A 20,473-nucleotide genomic window follows, 5' to 3' on the forward strand; every position below is an offset into this window, starting at 1 on the left:
ATCAATTAGCACCGTTGGCAAACATCGGAACCATCCTGATTGACCTCTAATACTCATTTATCACAATGATTTTTATCACGCTCATATTGATAAACTGCACTCACTTTCTTTGCTGATAAAAATGCATCATCCGTAGCGTTTTTTTAACGACATCACACTTCCCCTCTCCCCTCGTGTTTATAGTCGTTTCTGGCGTAATTCTTGCCTGCAAAGACTTAATCATTGCCATAAGAACCAAATGTTCAAATCAAGGGGATTTCTATGGAAGCGCGGGAAGCAACCGCTACAGGTGAATCATGCATGCGCGTCGATGCCATTGCGAAGGTCACCGGGCGGGCACGATATACTGACGATTATGTTATGGCGGGCATGTGTTACGCGAAATATGTACGTAGCCCAATTGCACATGGTTATGCGGTGAGCATTAACGATGAACAAGCCAGAAGTTTACCAGGCGTACTGGCCGTATTTACCTGGGAAGATGTTCCTGATATTTCCTTTGCCACGGCGGGCCATGCCTGGACTCTGGATGAGAATAAACGCGATACCGCCGATCGCGCCCTGTTAACACGCCACGTCCGCCATCATGGCGATGCGGTTGCTATTGTCGTTGCCCGTGATGAACTCACAGCGGAAAAAGCAGCGCAACTTGTTCACATCGAATGGCAAGAATTACCCGTCATTACCACGCCAGAAGCGGCACTGGCAGAAGACGCAGCGCCAATCCATAGCGGTGGCAATTTACTGAAACAAAGCACAATGTCGACAGGTAATGTCCAGCAAGCAATCGACGCTGCCGATTACCAGGTGCAGGGGCATTATCAGACGCCGGTCATTCAACATTGTCATATGGAAAGTGTGACCTCATTGGCGTGGATGGAAGACGATTCACGAATTACCATCGTTTCCAGCACCCAAATCCCGCACATTGTCCGCCGCGTTGTCGGTCAGGCGCTGGATATTCCCTGGTCGTGCGTGCGGGTTATCAAGCCCTTTGTCGGCGGTGGTTTTGGTAATAAACAAGATGTACTGGAAGAGCCGATGGCGGCATTTCTGACCAGTAAACTCGGCGGCATTCCGGTTAAAGTTTCCCTAAGCCGCGAAGAATGTTTTCTGGCGACCCGCACTCGCCACGCTTTTACCATTGACGGACAAATGGGCGTCAACCGCGATGGTACGCTAAAAGGCTATAGCCTGGATGTTCTGTCTAACACCGGCGCTTACGCTTCACACGGTCATTCCATCGCTTCTGCAGGCGGCAATAAAGTTGCTTATCTCTACCCGCGCTGTGCCTATTCTTATAGCTCAAAGACTTGCTATACCAATCTACCCTCAGCGGGTGCGATGCGTGGCTATGGCGCACCGCAGGTGGTTTTTGCTGTTGAATCTATGCTGGATGACGCTGCTGAAGCGCTGGGTATTGACCCGGTTGAAATTCGTTTACGCAATGCCGCCCGCGAAGGCGATACAAATCCACTCACAGGCAAACGCATCTACAGTGCCGGATTGCCAGAGTGCCTGGAAAAAGGGCAGGAAATCTTTGAATGGGAAAAACGCCGTGCAGAGTGCCAGAACCCGCAGGGCAATCTGCGCCGCGGCATTGGCGTCGCCTGTTTTAGCTACACCTCTAACACCTGGCCTGTCGGTGTAGAAATCGCTGGCGCGCGCCTGTTGATGAATCAGGATGGAACCATCAACGTGCAGAGCGGCGCGACGGAAATCGGTCAGGGTGCCGACACGGTGTTCTCGCAAATGGTAGCTGAAACCGTGGGCGTTCCGGTCAGTGATGTACGCGTAATTTCGACGCAAGATACCGATATTACGCCATTCGATCCAGGCGCATTTGCCTCACGTCAGAGCTATGTTGCCGCGCCTGCGCTGCGCAGTGCGGCACTGTTATTAAAAGAGAAAATCATCGCTCACGCCGCAGTAATGCTGCATCTGTCGGCGATGAATCTAACCCTGATAAAAGGCCATATCGTACTGGTTGAAAGGCCGAAAGAGGCGTTACTGTCGTTAAAAGACCTGGCAATGGATGCGTTTTATCATCCTGAACGTGGCGGGCAACTTTCTGCCGAAAGCTCGATCAAAACCACCACGAACCCACCTGCGTTTGGCTGTACCTTTGTTGATCTGACAGTCGATATCGCGCTGTGTAAGGTCACCATCAACCGCATCCTCAACGTTCATGATTCGGGCCATATTCTTAATCCGCTGCTGGCTGAAGGTCAGGTACACGGCGGGATGGGGATGGGCATCGGCTGGGCGCTTTTTGAAGAGATGATCATCGACGCGAAAAGTGGCGTGGTGCGTAACCCAAATTTACTGGATTACAAAATGCCGACCATGCCGGATCTGCCACAACTGGAAAGTGCGTTTGTCGAAATTAATGAACCACAATCTGCATACGGACATAAGTCACTGGGTGAGCCGCCAATTATTCCTGTTGCCGCTGCAATTCGTAATGCGGTGAAGATGGCTACCGGTGTCGCAATCAATACGCTGCCGCTGACACCAAAACGGTTATATGAAGAGTTCCATCTGGCAGGATTGATTTGAGGATAACATCATGTTTGATTTTGCTTCTTACCATCGCGCAACGACCGTTGCCGATGCAACCAACCTGCTGGCTCAAAATCCGCAGGCCAAACTGCTCGCCGGTGGCACTGACGTACTGATTCAACTCCACCACCACAATGATCGCTATCGCCATATTGTTGATATCCACAATCTGGCGGAGCTTCGGGGTATTACGTTGGCGGAAGATGGTGCACTACGCATCGGCTCTGCGACGACCTTTACTCAGTTAATAGAAAATCAGTTAACGCAACATCATCTCCCGGCCTTATGCGCTGCGGCTTCGTCTATTGCCGGCCCGCAAATCCGTAACGTCGCGACCTACGGCGGAAATATTTGCAACGGCGCCACCAGCGCAGATTCAGCAACACCAACACTGATTTATGACGCGAAGCTGGAAATCCATTCACCGCGTGGGGTTCGTTTCGTCTCGATTAATGGTTTTCATACCGGACCAGGCAAGGTTTCCCTTGAGCATGATGAAATTCTGGTCGCGTTTCATTTTCCTCCGCAGCCAAAAGAACACGCAGGTAGCGCACATTATAAATATGCCATGCGCGATGCGATGGATATTTCAACAATCGGGTGTGCCGCTCACTGTCGATTGAACAACGGCTACTTCAGCGAGTTGCGTCTGGCATTTGGTGTTGCCGCACCAACGCCGATTCGCTGCCAACATGCCGAACAGGCTGCACAAAATGCGCCATTAAACCAGCAAACACTGGAGGCCATCTGCGAATCTGTCCTACAGGATGTCGCACCGCGTTCTTCATGGCGAGCAAGTAAAGAGTTCCGTCTGCATCTCATTCAGACGATGACCAAAAAAGTGATTAGCGAAGCCGTCGCTGCGGCGGGGGGAAAATTGCAATGAATCACAGCGAAAGTATTACTATTGAATGCATCATTAACGATATGCCTTTTCAGCTTCACGCCGCGCCAGGTATGCCGCTTTCGGAACTGCTCCGCGAACAAGGGCTGCTTAGTGTCAAACAAGGATGCTGCGTTGGTGAATGCGGTGCCTGTACGGTGCTGGTTGACGGAACCGCGATAGACAGCTGCTTATACCTGGCCGCATGGGCTGAAGGAAAACAGATCCGCACGCTGGAAGGCGAAGCGAAAGGCGGCAAACTTTCTCATGTACAACAGGCTTATGCGAAATCTGGCGCTGTACAGTGTGGTTTTTGTACGCCGGGGCTGATTATGGCCACTACGGCAATGCTGGCAAAACCTCGAGAGAAACCGTTAACCATTACGGAAATTCGCCGTGGCTTGGCCGGGAATCTGTGTCGCTGTACCGGATATCAAATGATTGTGAATACTGTTCTGGACTGTGAAGAAACGAAGTAAAACGCAATCCGGCCTGAATTCAGGCCGGATTTTTTGATGACTATTCGCTTAACAATTCATATTTCTTAATTTTACGATAAAGCGTGGCGATGCCAATACCAAGCTCATCAGCGACTTGCTTCTTACTGTTATGCCGTGAGAGCGCTTCGCGAATCATCTGCTTTTCCATCTCCTCCAGCGCTGTGCCGCCAGCATCATCAAGAGCCAAATGTGCCTCGCTGGCTTCTGGCATCTCACTTTGCTCCGCCGTACCGTTATTAACCAGATTTGGTGGTAGTAGCGTACTGTCGATGACTTCGCCCGAAGGAACGACGTTGACCAGATACTCCATCAAATTACTTAACTCTCGCAGGTTTCCTGGCCAACGATGCTTACGCAGTAACTCAACAACATCGGGAGCAATACCCGGGTAAACCGATCCCAGACGACGGGTATGGAGATGTAAAAAGTAATGCACCAGCAGTTCAATATCTTCCTGACGCTCACGTAGCGGTGGCAGAGTGATAGGAATAACGTTAAGTCGGTAGAAAAGATCTTCGCGGAATTTACCTTCGGCTATGAACTGAGCCAGATTCTGGTTTGTTGCAGAAATGATGCGGATGTCGACCTGTATTGGGCTACTGGCGCCAATAGGCAGGATCTCACGCGCTTCAATCGCCCGCAGCAGTTTTGCCTGAAGCATTAAAGGCATATCGCCAATTTCATCAAGAAACAGCGTTCCCGTGTTTGCTGCCTGAATCAGCCCTGTTTTACCGTTGGCAGAAGCGCCAGTAAATGCGCCTTTAACATAACCAAACAGCTCACTCTCCAGAAGCTGTTCCGGAATCGCCGCGCAGTTGATAGCGATAAAGGGTTTGTTCCGTCGCCCACTCAACTTATGAATAGCACGGGCCACCACTTCTTTTCCGGTCCCGCTTTCACCAACAACCATGACGCTGGAGGGGCTAGGTGCGATGCGGCTAATCAGCCGTTTTAATTGCCGCATAACACGGCACTCGCCAACCAATTGTTCAATATGCGGTTCATCAGATGCATTTGCCACGGAAAAACTGGTATGGGATTGGTGAAACGCCATTAAAAATAGCTGTCGTCCCTGAATGTTATGCAACTGACCAATTATCAATTCACTTTTATCATCCCACGAGACAATATGTTGCATATGTCCATGAGTAAAATTACTCTCAAATGTTAATGGCCTGAAACGGATAAGTTTCCCAACCATATTATTTTGCACAACGCCAAGTGTTTTTAATGCAGTCTGATTAACGAACTGAACACGATTTTCCTCATCAATAACTAATACACCTTGATCCATATTATCGATCATGGTAGCAAATATTTTACTGATGTTATCTCCCGGCCCCTGATCTTCCAGGAGTTTCGAGACAAAAATAGTCGATATATGGCGAACGTAATCTGAAAATTCGCGTAAATTATCACTGATATGTTCTTGTTGCTCATGAGTAACAGCAATCAAACTTATCACTCCGACACAACGATCCTGCAGAATAACGGGCGTCCCCAGGAACGCCTTCTCACGACAACTCTCTTTACTGTCGCAGCCTTCACAAAGGGGATCGAAGCGAGAATGTGTCACGACCTTTTCGGTTTTCGTTTCGAGGACATAGCGGAGCAAGCGTGAGTTGCCACTCAACTGGCGACCAAGAAATTTCCCGTATGCGCCGGTTCCAGCGACGCGACACAAGTTTTCATCAACGATCTCAACCTCAAGCTGCAAAACGCTGGCTAGCATTCTGGCAAAACGCTGAATTGTTGGTTGAATTTGCATCAAAACTGACTGCGTATTAGCAAGCTCCATAGCTTTACCTTCCAGAATCACTTAAAAGTCGATCATTGAAGACGTTGATGGTTCACAGATCATAACGATATTAACTCAGGCAAAAATCGCTTTGCTAAAAACATAAGATTTTTATCACTTTCTAATGAAATTATGGAAGTGATATCACATTTCTATATCAATATGAGAATTACGGGAGTGAGTTTATCAAACTGACGAGTTTTCACCTGTCCCTTTATCTTATTTCTGATACTTAGCAGCAAATAAATAACTGCGTTAAAAAAGCCAAACGTTTCCGTATATTTTTAACTTCCGTAGTGTGGCGATAATTTGTGATCAATCCCACATATCCCCTGTCAGATTAGCGCTTCGTGACCGCGTAGATAATTCTGGCATGTTTATTGTTAGTCCCTGGTATAGCTGTGAAAACACCAATCACTTTGGCAAGTCACAGTGAAATAAACCACTTTGCCTGTCATTCCACTACCGGGACTTTATGATGAAAACTGTTAATGAGCTGATTAAGGATATCAATTCGCTGACCTCTCACCTGCACGAGAAAGATTTTTTGTTAACGTGGGAACAGACGCCAGATGAACTGAAACAAGTACTGGACGTTGCCGCAGCATTAAAAGCACTGCGTGCTGAAAACATCTCTACCAAAGTCTTTAATAGTGGATTAGGTATTTCCGTATTCCGCGACAACTCCACTCGTACCCGCTTCTCTTATGCTTCTGCGCTTAACCTGCTCGGCCTTGCACAGCAGGATCTTGATGAAGGTAAATCACAGATTGCGCACGGCGAAACTGTCCGTGAAACCGCTAATATGATCTCCTTCTGCGCTGACGCTATCGGTATTCGTGACGATATGTATCTGGGCGCGGGTAACGCCTATATGCGTGAAGTTGGCGCGGCACTCGACGATGGCTACAAGCAAGGCGTACTGCCGCAGCGCCCGGCTTTAGTTAACCTGCAATGCGATATTGACCATCCGACTCAATCAATGGCTGACCTGGCATGGTTACGTGAACACTTTGGTTCACTGGAAAACCTGAAAGGTAAAAAAATCGCCATGACCTGGGCCTACTCCCCAAGCTATGGCAAACCGCTGTCTGTACCACAGGGCATCATCGGTCTGATGACCCGCTTCGGTATGGATGTCACCCTTGCCCATCCAGAAGGTTATGACCTGATCCCGGATGTCGTTGAAGTCGCTAAAAACAATGCTAAAGCATCCGGCGGCAGCTTCCGTCAGGTAACAAGCATGGAAGAAGCATTCAAAGACGCTGACATCGTTTATCCGAAGTCCTGGGCACCTTACAAAGTGATGGAAGAGCGTACTGAACTGCTGCGCGCTAACGATCACGAAGGACTGAAAGCGCTGGAAAAACAGTGTCTGGCACAGAACGCACAGCACAAAGACTGGCATTGTACTGAAGAGATGATGGAGCTGACCCGTGATGGCGAAGCCCTGTATATGCACTGCCTGCCAGCCGATATCAGCGGCGTATCCTGCAAAGAAGGTGAAGTCACTGAAGGCGTATTCGAAAAATACCGTATCGCGACCTACAAAGAAGCCAGCTGGAAGCCATACATCATCGCCGCGATGATCCTGTCCCGTAAATATTCCAAACCAGGCGCACTGCTCGAACAACTGCTTAAAGAAGCGCAAGAACGCGTGAAATAACCCCCTCGGGCCGATCGACAGGTCGGCTCTCTATTTCCAGAGGCCAAAAGGATAGGATATGTCCGTTTTCTCATTGAAGATTGATATCGCCGATAACAAATTTTTCAACGGCGAAACATCACCGCTCTTTTCGCAAAGCCAGGCAAAACTGGCGCGCCAGTTCCACCAGAAAATTGCTGGCTATCGCCCAACACCGCTTTGTGCGCTGGACGATCTCGCAAACCTTTTTGGTGTGAAGAAAATTCTCGTTAAGGACGAATCAAAACGATTCGGTCTGAACGCCTTCAAAATGCTCGGCGGTGCGTACGCCATCGCTCAATTATTGTGTGAAAAATATCATCTTGATATCGAAACGCTGTCATTCGAGCATCTGAAAAATGCCATCGGCGAAAAAATGACATTCGCTACAACGACCGACGGCAACCACGGGCGCGGTGTTGCCTGGGCAGCACAGCAACTCGGTCAGAACGCGGTAATTTACATGCCGAAAGGTTCCGCTCAAGAACGCGTTGACGCCATTCTGAACCTCGGAGCCGAGTGCATCGTCACTGATATGAACTATGACGATACCGTTCGCATGACCATGCAACACGCGCAGCAACACGGCTGGGAAGTGGTGCAAGATACCGCCTGGGAAGGTTACACCAAAATTCCAACCTGGATCATGCAGGGCTACGCCACTCTGGCAGATGAAGCCGTCGAGCAAATGCGTGAAATGGGCGTAACCCCGACGCACGTTCTGCTGCAAGCCGGTGTCGGTGCAATGGCCGGTGGTGTGCTGGGTTATCTGGTCGACGTCTATAGCCCGCAAAATCTGCACAGCATCATTGTTGAACCTGACAAAGCTGACTGTATTTATCGCTCCGGCGTCAAAGGAGACATCGTCAACGTTGGCGGCGATATGGCCACTATTATGGCGGGCCTGGCTTGCGGCGAACCTAACCCTCTGGGCTGGGAAATCTTACGTAACTGTGCCACCCAATTTATCTCCTGTCAGGACAGCGTTGCCGCATTAGGTATGCGCGTGCTGGGTAATCCATACGGCAACGATCCACGCATCATTTCTGGTGAATCTGGCGCTGTCGGTTTGGGCATTCTCGCGGCTGTTCATTATCACCCGCAACGTCAAAGCCTGATGGAAAAACTGGCGCTGAACAAAGATGCCGTCGTCCTGGTTATCAGCACCGAAGGCGACACCGACGTGAAGCACTACCGCGAAGTTGTCTGGGAAGGCAAACACTCTGTAGCACCTTAATCACCCTATTGGAACAACTCCCCGCCAAACGGGGAGTAAAAAATCTGGAGAAAAATAATGGCTAAGAATATTCCATTCAAACTGATTCTTGAAAAAGCAAAAGATTACCAGGCAGACATGACTCGCTTCCTGCGCGATATGGTTGCTATTCCCAGTGAAAGCTGCGACGAAAAACGTGTAGTACATCGTATTAAAGAAGAGATGGAAAAAGTCGGCTTCGATAAAGTTGAAATCGATCCGATGGGTAACGTTCTCGGCTATATCGGCCACGGTCCGCGTCTGGTTGCGATGGACGCTCACATCGACACCGTAGGCATTGGTAACATCAAAAACTGGGAATTCGACCCGTACGAAGGTATGGAAACCGACGAGCTGATCGGTGGCCGTGGTACTTCCGACCAGGAAGGCGGCATGGCATCAATGGTTTATGCCGGTAAGATCATTAAAGACCTCGGTCTGGAAGATGAATACACCTTGCTCGTTACCGGTACGGTACAGGAAGAAGACTGCGACGGTCTGTGCTGGCAGTACATTATTGAACAATCCGGCATTCGCCCGGAATTTGTGGTCAGTACCGAACCAACCGACTGCCAGGTATATCGTGGTCAGCGCGGTCGTATGGAAATTCGCATTGATGTTCAGGGCGTTAGCTGCCATGGTTCAGCACCAGAACGCGGTGATAACGCCATTTTCAAAATGGGTCCGATTCTTGGCGAGTTACAAGAACTGTCCCAACGTCTGGGCTATGACGAATTCCTCGGCAAAGGCACTCTGACTGTTTCCGAAATTTTCTTCACCTCACCAAGTCGTTGCGCAGTAGCAGACAGCTGTGCCGTTTCCATCGACCGTCGCCTGACCTGGGGCGAAACCTGGGAAGGCGCGCTGGATGAAATCCGCGCCCTGCCTGCGGTACAGAAAGCCAATGCTGTCGTTTCTATGTACAACTACGACCGTCCGTCCTGGACTGGCCTGGTTTACCCAACCGAATGCTACTTCCCGACCTGGAAAGTGGAAGAAGATCATTTCACCGTTAAAACGCTGGTGAATGCCTACGAAGGTCTGTTTGGCAAAGCACCGGTCGTTGATAAGTGGACGTTCTCAACTAACGGCGTATCCATTATGGGCCGTCACGGCATTCCGGTCATCGGCTTTGGACCGGGTAAAGAACCTGAAGCGCACGCGCCAAACGAAAAAACCTGGAAATCTCACCTGGTGACCTGTGCCGCTATGTACGCTGCAATCCCGTTAAGCTGGCTGGCAACAGAATAATTACTCTTCACCTATTTCCCTCCGGTTCGCCGGAGGGTTTTTTGGAGTTTGCTATGCGCGTATTGATCAAAAACGGCACTGTCGTTAACGCAGATGGACAAGCCAAACAGGACTTGCTGATTGAAAGCGGTATTGTCCGCCAGTTAGGCAAAGATATTTCGCCGCAACTCCCCTGTGAAGAAATTGATGCCACTGGCTGTTATGTTTTCCCTGGCGGCGTAGATGTCCATACACATTTCAATATTGATGTCGGCATCGCGCGCAGTTGTGATGATTTTTTTACCGGTACCCGCGCAGCCGCGTGTGGCGGTACAACAACCATTATTGATCATATGGGATTTGGCCCGAATGGCTGCCGATTACGCCATCAACTGGAAGTTTATCGTGGTTATGCCGCCCATAAAGCGGTCATCGACTACAGCTTTCACGGTGTTATCCAGCATATTAATCACGCCATACTCGACGAAATTCCGATGATGGTAGAAGAAGGGCTGAGCAGTTTTAAACTCTATTTAACCTATCAATACAAACTCAACGATGATGAAGTCCTACAGGCATTACGCCGCCTGCATGAATCCGGCGCGCTGACCACTGTACACCCAGAAAATGACGCCGCAATCGCCAGTAAGCGAGCGGAGTTTATCGCCGCCGGGTTAACCGCGCCGCGCTACCACGCCTTGAGCCGACCTCTGGAATGCGAAGCCGAAGCCATCGCCAGAATGATTAACCTGGCACAAATTGCCGGTAACGCCCCGCTCTATATCGTGCACTTGTCTAACGGCTTAGGTCTGGATTATCTGCGCCTTGCTCGCGCGAATCACCAGCCAGTCTGGGTTGAAACCTGCCCGCAATATCTCCTGCTGGACGAACGCAGTTACGATACAGAAGATGGCATGAAGTTCATTCTTAGCCCACCGCTGCGCAACGTTCGCGAGCAGGACAAGCTGTGGTGTGGCATCAGCGATGGTGCGATTGACGTGGTGGCGACCGATCACTGCACCTTCTCGATGGCCCAGCGCCAACAAATTTCTAAAGGCGATTTCAGCCGCTGTCCAAATGGCTTGCCCGGTGTGGAAAATCGCATGCAGTTGCTGTTCTCCAGTGGCGTAATGACGGGACGTATCACACCGGAGCGTTTTGTTGAATTAACCAGTGCGATGCCCGCAAGGCTGTTTGGCCTGTGGCCACAAAAAGGATTATTAGCACCCGGTTCCGATGGCGACGTGGTGATTATCGACCCACGCCATAGCCAACAAATTCAGCATCGCCATCTCCACGACAACGCCGACTACTCTCCCTGGGAGGGCTTTACCTGTCAGGGCGCGATTGTCAGAACCTTATCCCGTGGTGAAACGATTTTCTGTGACGGCACCTTTACAGGCAAAGCCGGACGAGGACGTTTCCTGCGACGCAAACCGTTTGTCCCTCCCGTGCTCTAACCACTGCCAGGGATCTATACACAATCAAGAATGATGAGTGAGGAAAAATGAGTAAGAAAATTGTTCTCGCCCTCGGCGGGAATGCGCTGGGCGACGATCTGGCTGGACAAATGAAAGCGGTAAAAATTACGTCTCAGGCAATTGTTGATTTAATTGCCCAGGGACATGAAGTTATCGTCACTCATGGTAATGGACCACAGGTAGGCATGATTAACCAGGCATTCGAAGCCGCTGCAAAAACTGAAGCGCATTCACCGATGCTGCCAATGTCTGTCTGTGTTGCGTTGAGTCAGGGATATATTGGTTACGATCTGCAAAACGCCTTAAGAGAAGAACTGCTTTCTCGTGGCATTAATAAACCCGTTGCAACGCTGGTTACCCAGGTCGAAGTCGACGCTAACGATCCGGCCTTCCTCAACCCAACCAAACCGATCGGTTCGTTCTTTACCGAGCAGGAAGCAGAGCAACTGACAAAACAAGGCTATACCCTGAAAGAAGATGCGGGTCGCGGCTATCGTCGTGTCGTTGCTTCGCCTAAGCCGGTAGATATTGTTGAAAAAGAGACAGTTAAAGCGCTGGTAGATGCAGGACAGGTTGTGATCACCGTTGGCGGTGGCGGTATTCCTGTGATTCGAGAAGGTAACCATCTGCGCGGTGCCAGTGCGGTTATCGATAAAGACTGGGCCAGCGCCCGTTTAGCAGAAATGATCGATGCCGATATGCTGATCATTCTGACTGCTGTAGAAAAAGTGGCGATTAACTTCGGTAAAGAGAATGAGCAGTGGCTCGATCGCCTGTCATTGGCCGATGCAGAACGCTTTATCGAAGAAGGGCATTTTGCAAAAGGTTCTATGCTGCCGAAAGTGGAAGCCGCCGCATCATTTGCCCGCTCTCGCGCAGGTCGCGAAGCACTGATTACCGTGTTGAGCAAAGCGAAAGAAGGGATTGAAGGAAAAACCGGAACGGTGATTTCTCAGTAATTTATTGGCCGGGTGGCGATGCCATTCGGCCAAAGATTGTTAACAAAGTGCGCGTTATTGATGCCGGATGCGGCGTGAACGCCTTACTCAGTCTACAAAACACCTAATATTCAATGGTTTGCAAAGCATTTGTAGGCCTGATAAGCGCAGCGCATCAGGCAATTTGGCGTTTGTCATCAGTCTCAGGCCGGGTGGGTAATACCATCCGGCCATTTGCATTTAAGCCACTTCCAGTACTTCTTTCGTCGCTTTAACGCCCTGATGCATCAACATCATTAACGCCTCAAGTACGCCACCACCAATCGCCCGGGCTTTATCAGAAACGCTGGTGAAATCAGCCGTTTCACCACGAGGATCGATATCACCGATTTTAAAGCCACCGACCACCGCCAGCCCGTCATTAAGTAAACCACGCACCATTCCCGTCAGCGGCGCTTTTATTTCATGCTCGCCAATCCAGGCAATAACATCGCCCTCTTGTACCAGATCGCCTAACTTCACGTTGGACCGCATGATACCTGCCGCCGGAGCGCGAATAACTCGCCGGGTGGTATGCCCCATAATATTACCGGGAACGCCAGTGTTCTCCTGTGCGCAACCAGAGTAAATAACCTGTCCCAACCAATGCCCACGATTTGTTTCAATCACCGCATGACAATCTTTACCTGCGGTAAAGCCCGGCCCAAGCGCGATCGTCACTGGAGCCATGTCTGCACGCGTACCCAAATTCTGTTTCGCCAGAATAGCGTCCACCACACAAAGTGGTTTCAGCTCATCAAGCAGTAAACAGTCGGGGTCAACTATCACGGGAATAAACCCACGCTCAGTCAGTTTCATCGCCTCTACAGCGCTGGTTGCCAGTCGGGCGGTGACGCCTTCAACCGTCATTTCGTCATCGAACACGGCCTGGGCAAACGCCACGGTACAACGAATCACCGTCGGTTTTTCCACTTCCAGCATGATCACTTTAAAACCAGCATGATACAGACGTAGCGCCACACCACTGGCGATATCCCCCGCACCGCGAATCACCACCAGCTGGTGTCCGGAAGGATGAGAAGGTTTCATCATCAGCCCACCCGGCGCGTTATTTTTCACCTGTAATATTTCTGCCAGAACGCTGATAGCGATCTCCTGCGGCGTTTCAGCACCTATGTTGTAGCCCACCGGTGCGTGCAAACGGGCAATATGTTCTTCAGCCACGCCTTTCTCACGCAATTGACGCAGGAAAAGCTGAACCTTGCGGCGACTTGCCAGCAACCCCAACCATGCAATGGGTTGTTCAATGAGTTTATCGAGGGCTTCACGATCCTGATTATTCGTGGCAATCAGGACAAAATTATCAGGGCGAATATCCAGTGCTTCCACGGCCGCGCCAAACGACTCAGCATGAACAAGCGCAGTTGATGGCGGGAAAAGTTCAGGATTCAGGCTTTCGCGATAAATATCGGCAACAGCAATATCAAACCCCAGCAGTGCTGCGCTTTGGGCTATCGCCCGGTTAACATGCCCCGCGCCGATCAACACCAGCCGGGGTCGCATACCATGTACGCTGATAAACACTGACATTGCGCCTCCGCAATCTGAGCCGACGGCATCCGTGCCGTTACGCGCCATGCGTCCATGGAATAATCGTGGCTTACGTTCCTGCAATGCCTGAAGCGACTCTTCAATCACCTTCCGCTCAACCATTCCCCCACCAATTGTACCGACGATAGAACCATCGGCGCGCACTAACATTTGTGCAGAATGGCGGGGAGTAGAGCCTCGGCTATCTACAATTTGCGCTATTGCAAAAGGACAATTTTGCTCTTCGAGTTTTGCAGCCTCTGTGAAAATATTCATACCAACCTCAATCGATATCCATTCAGTAACCCGGAAGGCCCGGGCCGCTAATTCACAAATCTGCGCGCGATTGCAGGATGTTCTTGTATATCGCCCAGCCAGATTGCCTCTACGTCATGTTGTTGCAGCGGCTGAAGTAGCTCGCTTTGCGCAATCGCATTCTCACATTGAGAAAAACGGTTAATGAACCAGATTCGTCGACAGCCTTGTGGTACGTTTTTAAACGCGCCCTGAGGGTGACAAACCAGCGCAACGAGATCGCTCAGTTGCAAGGTTGCATCAGGTGTTAACCCGGTAATATCAGCAAACTGCGACCAGCGATGGACATTTTCCGTGCCAACTTGCGCGCCCAAAATATGCCCTCCCATCACAGCAATCACGCAGCAACTGCTTTTGGGTATGCAAGGTTCGTGCTCATCAGGCGCTTTTAACGGCATTCCACGCGAGCCATCTGCCTCAATGAGAATTACGTCACACTCTGGTCGTTGCACCAGTGCATCAATCACTTCTGGCGTAAATCCCTGCACTTTTCCCTGGTTCGCTTTCCAGCGGTGAAAACAAAATGAAATGGGGAATTTGAGAGACGAGTGAGGAAGCATTGCGGGATCACGACAGAAAACCACGGGCCAGTGAGAATCTGGCATAAACATATGTGTGGTCGTAGTAATTAACACGCGCCTGCCTATGGACTGAAATAACTGCGCCAGCCAAAAAAGCAGACTGGTTTTCCCCCCGGCGCCAACAACAGAAATCACAGTGGGGTGTTTCTGCGCGCCTAAATCAATGAATAACGCCGATGGGTCAATTATACTTTTCACGAGTCTTCATGGACCTCTCTGAGGTAAATACGCATTAATCAGGGAGTAACACATTTTCAGGCGTTATTAGCCCATATAATAATGGAACCACTATGTCAGCCATCGACTGTATAATTACCGCGGCCGGATTATCATCAAGAATGGGGCAATGGAAAATGATGTTACCCTGGCAACAGGGAACAATTCTTGACGCGAGTATCAAAAATGCGTTGCAGTTTTGTAGCCGAATTATTTTGGTCACTGGTTATCGCGGCAATGAACTGCATAATCGCTACGCTAGCCATAGCAACATTAGTATTATCTACAATCCAGATTATGCGCAGGGGTTACTGACTTCGGTAAAAGCCGCAGCGCCAGCGGTACAAACAGAACATTGTTTTCTCACTCATGGTGATATGCCAACCATCAACAGAGATATCTTTCTAAAAATCTGGAAGTTACGAAACAACGGAGCCATACTCCCGCTCCATAATGGTACGCCTGGCCATCCGATTTTAGTGTCAAAATCCTGCCTGATGCAGGCGGTCAAACAACCTAATGTTACCCATATGCGCCAGGCATTACTCGTGGGCGAACATTATTTCGTCGAAATGGAAAATGAAGAAATAATTTTAGATATTGATACTCCAAATGACTTTATTGATGCGCAAAAAAAGTATACTAAAATTTAGAAAAGCCAGTTAAACGATTGCGTTCAAATATTAAATCCACTCAGTACATCTTTATCATAATGATACAGAATCACTGATTTTGAGAAATGAGAAAAAGTGATAAAACGCATGACAACAATAATACCCAGGAGTGATTTTAATTCTCATTTAACTCCTGTGAGATCATTCACAAAAGCCCCTTAAGTTTCGAGGCGCTTCACATTTTTTTATATTTCCTGGCGAACATGGCAAGAGTGGTGTGATTGTTGCTCTATCCCCCTAAACCACCGGATTTCTCAATACCGGTCACTCAATGATATCTGTGTAAGCTAAGGAGAGGGTTATGGGGGATATTATGCGTCCCATTCCGTTTGAGGAACTTTTGACGCGCATATTTGATGAATACCAACAACAACGCTCAATCTTTGGTATTCCCGAGCAACAGTTTTACTCACCCGCAAAAGGTAAATCTGTCGGTGTTTTCGGTGAAACCTGTGCGACACCAGTCGGCCCCGCCGCAGGTCCGCACACGCAACTCGCACAAAACATCGTCACTTCCTGGCTGACTGGCGGACGCTTCATCGAACTTAAAACAGTACAAATCCTCGATCGTCTGGAGCTGGAAAAGCCCTGTATCGACGCCGAAGACGAGTGTTTTAACACCGAATGGTCCACCGAATTTACCCTGCTTAAAGCGTGGGATGAATACCTCAAAGCCTGGTTCGCCCTGCATCTTCTCGAAGCTATGTTCCAGCCGTCCGAGTCCGGTAAATCATTCATCTTTAATATGAGCGTCGGTTACAACCTCGAAGGCATTAAACAACCACCCATGCAGCAGTTCATCGATAATATGATGGACGCGTCTGCACATCCGAAGTTCGCACAATACCGCGATACGCTTCATAAACTACTCCAGGATGACGCATTTTTAGCCCGCCACGGTTTGCAGGAAAAACGTGAAAGCTTGCAGGCCTTATCGGCACGTATCCCCACCAGCATGGTACAAGGCGTTACCCTCTCCACGATGCACGGCTGCCCTCCACATGAAATCGAAGCCATTTGCCGTTACATGCTGGAAGAAAAAGAGCTCAATACCTTCGTGAAACTCAACCCGACTTTATTGGGTTACGCGCGAGTGCGCGAGATTCTCGATAGCTGTGGTTTCGATTACATTGGCTTAAAAGAAGAGTCATTTGATCACGATCTCAAGCTAACCCAGGCGCTGGAAATGCTGGAACGCCTGATGGCGCTGGCGAAAGAAAAATCGCTCGGATTTGGCGTCAAACTGACTAATACCCTCGGCACCATCAACAATAAAGGCGCACTGCCTGGCGAAGAGATGTATATGTCCGGGCGTGCGCTGTTCCCGCTCTCCATCAATGTCGCTGCAGTTCTTTCCCGCGCCTTTGACGGCAAACTGCCTATCTCTTATTCCGGTGGCGCCAGCCAGTTAACTATCCGCGATATTTTCGATACCGGTATTCGCCCGATAACCATGGCAACTGACCTGCTGAAACCTGGTGGCTATCTGCGCTTAAGCGCTTGCATGCGCGAACTGGAAGGGTCAGACGCCTGGGAGCTTAACCGTGTTGACGTCGAACGGCTAAACAGGCTGGCAGCAGATGCGCTAACTATGGAATACACCCAGAAACACTGGAAGCCAGAAGAGCGTATTGAAGTGGCAGAAGACCTGCCACTGACCGACTGCTACGTTGCCCCCTGTGTTACTGCTTGTGCCATCAAACAGGATATTCCGGAATATATTCGCCTGCTGGGGGAACATCGCTATGCCGACGCGCTGGAACTTATCTACCAACGCAACGCCCTGCCCGCGATTACCGGCCATATTTGCGATCACCAGTGCCAGTACAACTGTACTCGTCTGGATTACGACAGTGCGTTGAATATCCGCGAACTGAAAAAAGTCGCCCTGGAAAAAGGCTGGGATGAATATAAGCAACGCTGGCACAAACCAGCCGGTTCTGGTTCTCGTCATCCGGTTGCTGTAATTGGCGCCGGTCCGGCGGGCCTGGCTGCAGGTTACTTCCTTGCCAGAGCAGGTCATCCGGTCACGCTGTTTGAACGCGAAGCTAACGCGGGCGGCGTGGTGAAAAATATCATTCCTCAGTTCCGTATCCCGGCTGAGTTAATTCAGCACGATATCGATTTTGTTGCCGATCACGGCGTGAAATTTGAGTACGGTTGCTCGCCGGACCTGACCGTCGAACAGTTAAAAAATCAGGGCTTCCACTACGTTCTGATTGCCACAGGTACTGATAAAAATAGCGGTGTGAAACTGGCGGGCGACAACCAGAATGTCTGGAAATCTCTCCCCTTCCTGCGCGAGTACAACAAGGGTACTGCGCTCAAGCTGGGTAAACATGTGGTGGTTGTCGGGGCGGGTAACACCGCAATGGACTGCGCCCGTGCGGCATTACGCGTGCCTGGCGTTGAAAAAGCAACCGTCGTTTACCGTCGTTCACTGCAAGAGATGCCAGCATGGCGCGAAGAGTATGAAGAAGCACTGCACGATGGCGTGGAGTTCCGTTTCCTGAACAATCCTGAACGCTTCGATGCTGATGGCACCTTAACGTTGCGCGTCATGTCACTTGGCGAACCTGATGAGAAAGGTCGTCGCCGCCCGGTAGAAACCAACGAAACGGTAACACTGCACGTAGACAGTTTGATTACCGCCATTGGCGAACAACAGGATACTGAAGCCCTGAATACGATGGGCGTGCCGCTGGACAACAACGGCTGGCCAGACGTCGACCATAACGGTGAAACCCGCCTGACTAATGTCTTTATGATCGGTGACGTACAGCGCGGACCTTCCTCCATTGTCGCGGCTGTCGGCACAGCTCGTCGGGCATCGGATGCCATTCTTAGCCGGGAAAATATCCGTTCACACCAAAGCGATAAATACTGGAACAACGTCAACCCGACGGAAATCTACCAACGCAAAGGCGATATCTCTGTCACCCTGGTGAACAGCGATGATCGTGACGCGTTTGTCGCTCAGGAAGCCGCACGTTGTCTTGAATGTAACTACGTTTGCAGCAAGTGTGTGGATGTCTGCCCGAACCGCGCCAACGTGTCAATTGCGGTCCCTGGATTCCAGAACCGTTTCCAGACACTGCACCTGGACGCCTACTGCAACGAATGCGGCAACTGCGCCCATTTCTGCCCGTGGAACGGTAAACCGTACAAAGACAAAATCACCGTCTTTAGCCTGTCGCAAGATTTTGATAACAGCAGCAACCCAGGCTTCCTGGTGGAAGATTGCCGAGTACGCGTGCGTCTGAATAACCAAAGCTGGGTGTTAAACATCGACAGCGAAGGCCAGTTCAACAACGTACCGCCAGAGCTGAACGATATGTGCCGCATCATTAGCCATGTCCACCAGCATCATCATTATCTGCTGGGCCGCGTGGAGGTGTAATCATGTTGATTCTGAAGAATGTCACCGCAGTACAGCTACACCCGGCGAAAGTGCAGGAAGGCGTCGATATCGCCATCGAAAATGATGTGATTATCGCTATCGGCAACGCCCTGACACACCGCTACCCTGAAGCCAACTACAAAGAGATGCATGGTCGGATTGTAATGCCGGGGATTGTCTGCTCGCACAACCATTTTTACTCGGGGCTTTCCCGCGGAATTATGGCAAACATCGCCCCCTGCCCGGACTTCATCTCGACGCTGAAAAACCTGTGGTGGCGGCTCGATCGCGCCCTTGATGAAGAATCTCTCTACTACAGCGGACTGATTTGTTCACTGGAAGCAATCAAGAGCGGATGTACATCGGTTATCGATCACCATGCTTCTCCGGCGTATATCGGCGGGTCGCTCTCAACGCTGCGCAACGCATTTTTAAAAGTTGGCCTGCGCGCGATGACCTGTTTTGAAACCACTGACCGTAACAACGGCATTAAAGAGTTACAGGAAGGGGTAGAAGAAAATATCCGCTTCGCCCGTCAGATTGATGATGCGAAGAAAGCGGCAACCGAGCCGTATCTGGTAGAAGCGCATATCGGCGCTCACGCCCCGTTTACCGTGCCGGATGCTGGACTGGAAATGCTGCGCGAAGCAGTGAAAGCTACCGGGCGTGGTTTACACATTCACGCCGCTGAAGACCTTTACGACGTTTCTCACAGTCACCACTGGTACGGCAAAGACCTGCTGGTACGGCTGGCAGAATACGATCTCATCGACAGCAAAACGCTGGTTGCTCACGGTCTGTATTTGTCAAAAGAAGATATTGCTCTGCTCAATCAGCGCGATGCGTTCCTGGTGCATAACGCTCGTTCCAACATGAACAACCACGTCGGCTACAACCATCACCTTAGCGATATTCGCAATCTGGCGTTGGGAACCGACGGCATTGGTTCAGATATGTTTGAAGAGATGAAATTCGCCTTCTTTAAACATCGCGATGCGGGTGGTCCGCTATGGCCAGACAGTTTTGCCAAAGCCCTGACTAACGGCAACGAACTGATAAGCCGCAACTTTGGCGCGAAATTTGGCCTCCTGGAAGCCGGTTATAAAGCAGATTTAACCATTTGCGATTACAACTCGCCGACGCCGCTGCTGGCAGACAATATCGCCGGACATATCGCCTTTGGTATGGGGTCAGGCAGCGTTCACAGCGTGATGGTCAACGGCGTGATGGTCTATGAAGATCGTCAGTTTAACTTCGATTGCGATTCCATTTATGCGCAAGCCAGAAAAGCCGCTGCCAGTATGTGGCGTCGTATGGATGCATTGGCATAAATGACAAAAACCCTCTTCCTTCAGGGAAGAGGGTT

General features: G+C 50.2%; 14 protein-coding genes. 11 read left to right on the plus strand and 3 right to left on the minus strand.

The features are described 5' to 3' along the window. The first annotated feature begins 261 nt into the window (after positions 1 to 261). Genes xdhA through xdhC form a run of 3 tightly spaced genes read left to right on the plus strand, consistent with a single transcriptional unit; the run spans position 262 to position 3,924 of the window. Positions 262 to 2,559 carry a xanthine dehydrogenase molybdenum-binding subunit XdhA gene (xdhA, locus tag D9734_RS12355; RefSeq protein WP_130207780.1) on the plus strand — a complete coding sequence of 766 codons (2,298 nt, stop codon included), beginning with the start codon at positions 262 to 264 and terminating at the stop codon, positions 2,557 to 2,559. A 10-nt stretch (positions 2,560 to 2,569) separates the two neighbouring features. Further along, on the plus strand, positions 2,570 to 3,448 hold the full coding sequence (xdhB, locus tag D9734_RS12360; RefSeq protein ID WP_130207782.1) for a xanthine dehydrogenase FAD-binding subunit XdhB: 879 nt from the start codon (positions 2,570 to 2,572) through the stop codon (positions 3,446 to 3,448). After that, positions 3,445 to 3,924, plus strand: coding sequence for a xanthine dehydrogenase iron sulfur-binding subunit XdhC (gene xdhC, locus D9734_RS12365; protein ID WP_130207784.1), 480 nt, complete (start codon positions 3,445 to 3,447; stop codon positions 3,922 to 3,924). Before xdhB ends, xdhC begins: the two co-directional genes overlap by 4 nt. Before the next feature lie 40 nt (positions 3,925 to 3,964). Here the strand turns inward: xdhC and D9734_RS12370 are convergent, their stop codons facing one another. Continuing rightward, positions 3,965 to 5,743, minus strand: a complete 1,779-nt coding sequence (locus D9734_RS12370; protein ID WP_130207786.1) for a sigma-54-dependent Fis family transcriptional regulator — start codon at positions 5,741 to 5,743, stop codon at positions 3,965 to 3,967. A 478-nt stretch (positions 5,744 to 6,221) separates the two neighbouring features. On the opposite strand from D9734_RS12370, the gene ygeW reads away from it, so the two are divergent. Genes ygeW through arcC form a run of 5 tightly spaced genes read left to right on the plus strand, consistent with a single transcriptional unit; the run spans position 6,222 to position 12,352 of the window. Beyond that, complete coding sequence (ygeW, locus tag D9734_RS12375; protein ID WP_001360948.1) at positions 6,222 to 7,409, plus strand: knotted carbamoyltransferase YgeW; 1,188 nt, start codon at positions 6,222 to 6,224, stop codon at positions 7,407 to 7,409. Between the two features lie 58 nt (positions 7,410 to 7,467). Then, positions 7,468 to 8,664, plus strand: coding sequence for a diaminopropionate ammonia-lyase (dpaL, locus tag D9734_RS12380; RefSeq protein WP_130207788.1), 1,197 nt, complete (start codon positions 7,468 to 7,470; stop codon positions 8,662 to 8,664). 57 nt (positions 8,665 to 8,721) lie between these two features. Then, on the plus strand, positions 8,722 to 9,933 hold the full coding sequence (locus tag D9734_RS12385) for a YgeY family selenium metabolism-linked hydrolase (protein ID WP_064529812.1): 1,212 nt from the start codon (positions 8,722 to 8,724) through the stop codon (positions 9,931 to 9,933). 53 nt (positions 9,934 to 9,986) lie between these two features. Then, positions 9,987 to 11,372 (plus strand): D-phenylhydantoinase, encoded by a 1,386-nt coding sequence (gene hyuA / locus D9734_RS12390; RefSeq protein ID WP_130207790.1) that lies wholly within the window; start codon positions 9,987 to 9,989, stop codon positions 11,370 to 11,372. A gap of 47 nt (positions 11,373 to 11,419) precedes the next feature. Continuing rightward, positions 11,420 to 12,352 (plus strand): carbamate kinase, encoded by a 933-nt coding sequence (gene arcC, locus D9734_RS12395; protein WP_130207792.1) that lies wholly within the window; start codon positions 11,420 to 11,422, stop codon positions 12,350 to 12,352. Between the two features lie 219 nt (positions 12,353 to 12,571). Here arcC and yqeB read toward each other — a convergent pair whose 3' ends face one another. Further along, a complete protein-coding gene (gene yqeB / locus D9734_RS12400) occupies positions 12,572 to 14,197 on the minus strand; it encodes a selenium-dependent molybdenum cofactor biosynthesis protein YqeB (protein WP_130207794.1) in 1,626 nt (541 codons plus the stop codon). Positions 14,198 to 14,244: 47 nt separating this feature from the next. Next, positions 14,245 to 15,015, minus strand: a complete 771-nt coding sequence (gene yqeC / locus D9734_RS12405; RefSeq protein ID WP_130207796.1) for a selenium cofactor biosynthesis protein YqeC — start codon at positions 15,013 to 15,015, stop codon at positions 14,245 to 14,247. Between the two features lie 92 nt (positions 15,016 to 15,107). Between yqeC and mocA the strand changes: the two genes are divergently transcribed. The 3 genes from mocA to ssnA all read left to right on the plus strand — a co-directional run bounded on the left by mocA (position 15,108) and on the right by ssnA (position 20,438). Then, positions 15,108 to 15,686, plus strand: coding sequence for a molybdenum cofactor cytidylyltransferase (mocA, locus tag D9734_RS12410; protein ID WP_130207798.1), 579 nt, complete (start codon positions 15,108 to 15,110; stop codon positions 15,684 to 15,686). Between the two features lie 322 nt (positions 15,687 to 16,008). Next, entirely contained in the window at positions 16,009 to 19,107 is a 3,099-nt protein-coding gene (gene ygfK / locus D9734_RS12415; RefSeq protein WP_130207800.1) for a putative selenate reductase subunit YgfK, read from the plus strand. A gap of 2 nt (positions 19,108 to 19,109) precedes the next feature. Further along, positions 19,110 to 20,438: a putative aminohydrolase SsnA gene (gene ssnA / locus D9734_RS12420; protein ID WP_130207802.1), complete on the plus strand. Its 1,329-nt coding sequence runs from the start codon at positions 19,110 to 19,112 to the stop codon at positions 20,436 to 20,438. Positions 20,439 to 20,473: the final 35 nt, after the last annotated feature.

Origin of the sequence: Escherichia sp. E14S1 (genome assembly GCF_004211995.1) — a bacterium.
Classification (GTDB): Bacteria; Pseudomonadota; Gammaproteobacteria; order Enterobacterales; family Enterobacteriaceae; genus Escherichia.

Excerpts from the sequence above, each read along its gene's own strand:
- xdhA (WP_130207780.1), top strand. The coding sequence starts at position 262 with ATGGAAGCGCGGGAAGCAACCGCTACAGGTGAATCATGCATGCGCGTC.
- D9734_RS12370 (WP_130207786.1), bottom strand. The coding sequence starts at position 5,743 with ATGGAGCTTGCTAATACGCAGTCAGTTTTGATGCAAATTCAACCAACA.
- xdhB (WP_130207782.1), top strand. The coding sequence starts at position 2,570 with ATGTTTGATTTTGCTTCTTACCATCGCGCAACGACCGTTGCCGATGCA.
- ygeW (WP_001360948.1), top strand. The coding sequence starts at position 6,222 with ATGAAAACTGTTAATGAGCTGATTAAGGATATCAATTCGCTGACCTCT.
- mocA (WP_130207798.1), top strand. The coding sequence starts at position 15,108 with ATGTCAGCCATCGACTGTATAATTACCGCGGCCGGATTATCATCAAGA.
- yqeB (WP_130207794.1), bottom strand. The coding sequence starts at position 14,197 with ATGAATATTTTCACAGAGGCTGCAAAACTCGAAGAGCAAAATTGTCCT.
- xdhC (WP_130207784.1), top strand. The coding sequence starts at position 3,445 with ATGAATCACAGCGAAAGTATTACTATTGAATGCATCATTAACGATATG.
- arcC (WP_130207792.1), top strand. The coding sequence starts at position 11,420 with ATGAGTAAGAAAATTGTTCTCGCCCTCGGCGGGAATGCGCTGGGCGAC.
- dpaL (WP_130207788.1), top strand. The coding sequence starts at position 7,468 with ATGTCCGTTTTCTCATTGAAGATTGATATCGCCGATAACAAATTTTTC.
- ssnA (WP_130207802.1), top strand. The coding sequence starts at position 19,110 with ATGTTGATTCTGAAGAATGTCACCGCAGTACAGCTACACCCGGCGAAA.
- ygfK (WP_130207800.1), top strand. The coding sequence starts at position 16,009 with ATGGGGGATATTATGCGTCCCATTCCGTTTGAGGAACTTTTGACGCGC.
- hyuA (WP_130207790.1), top strand. The coding sequence starts at position 9,987 with ATGCGCGTATTGATCAAAAACGGCACTGTCGTTAACGCAGATGGACAA.
- D9734_RS12385 (WP_064529812.1), top strand. The coding sequence starts at position 8,722 with ATGGCTAAGAATATTCCATTCAAACTGATTCTTGAAAAAGCAAAAGAT.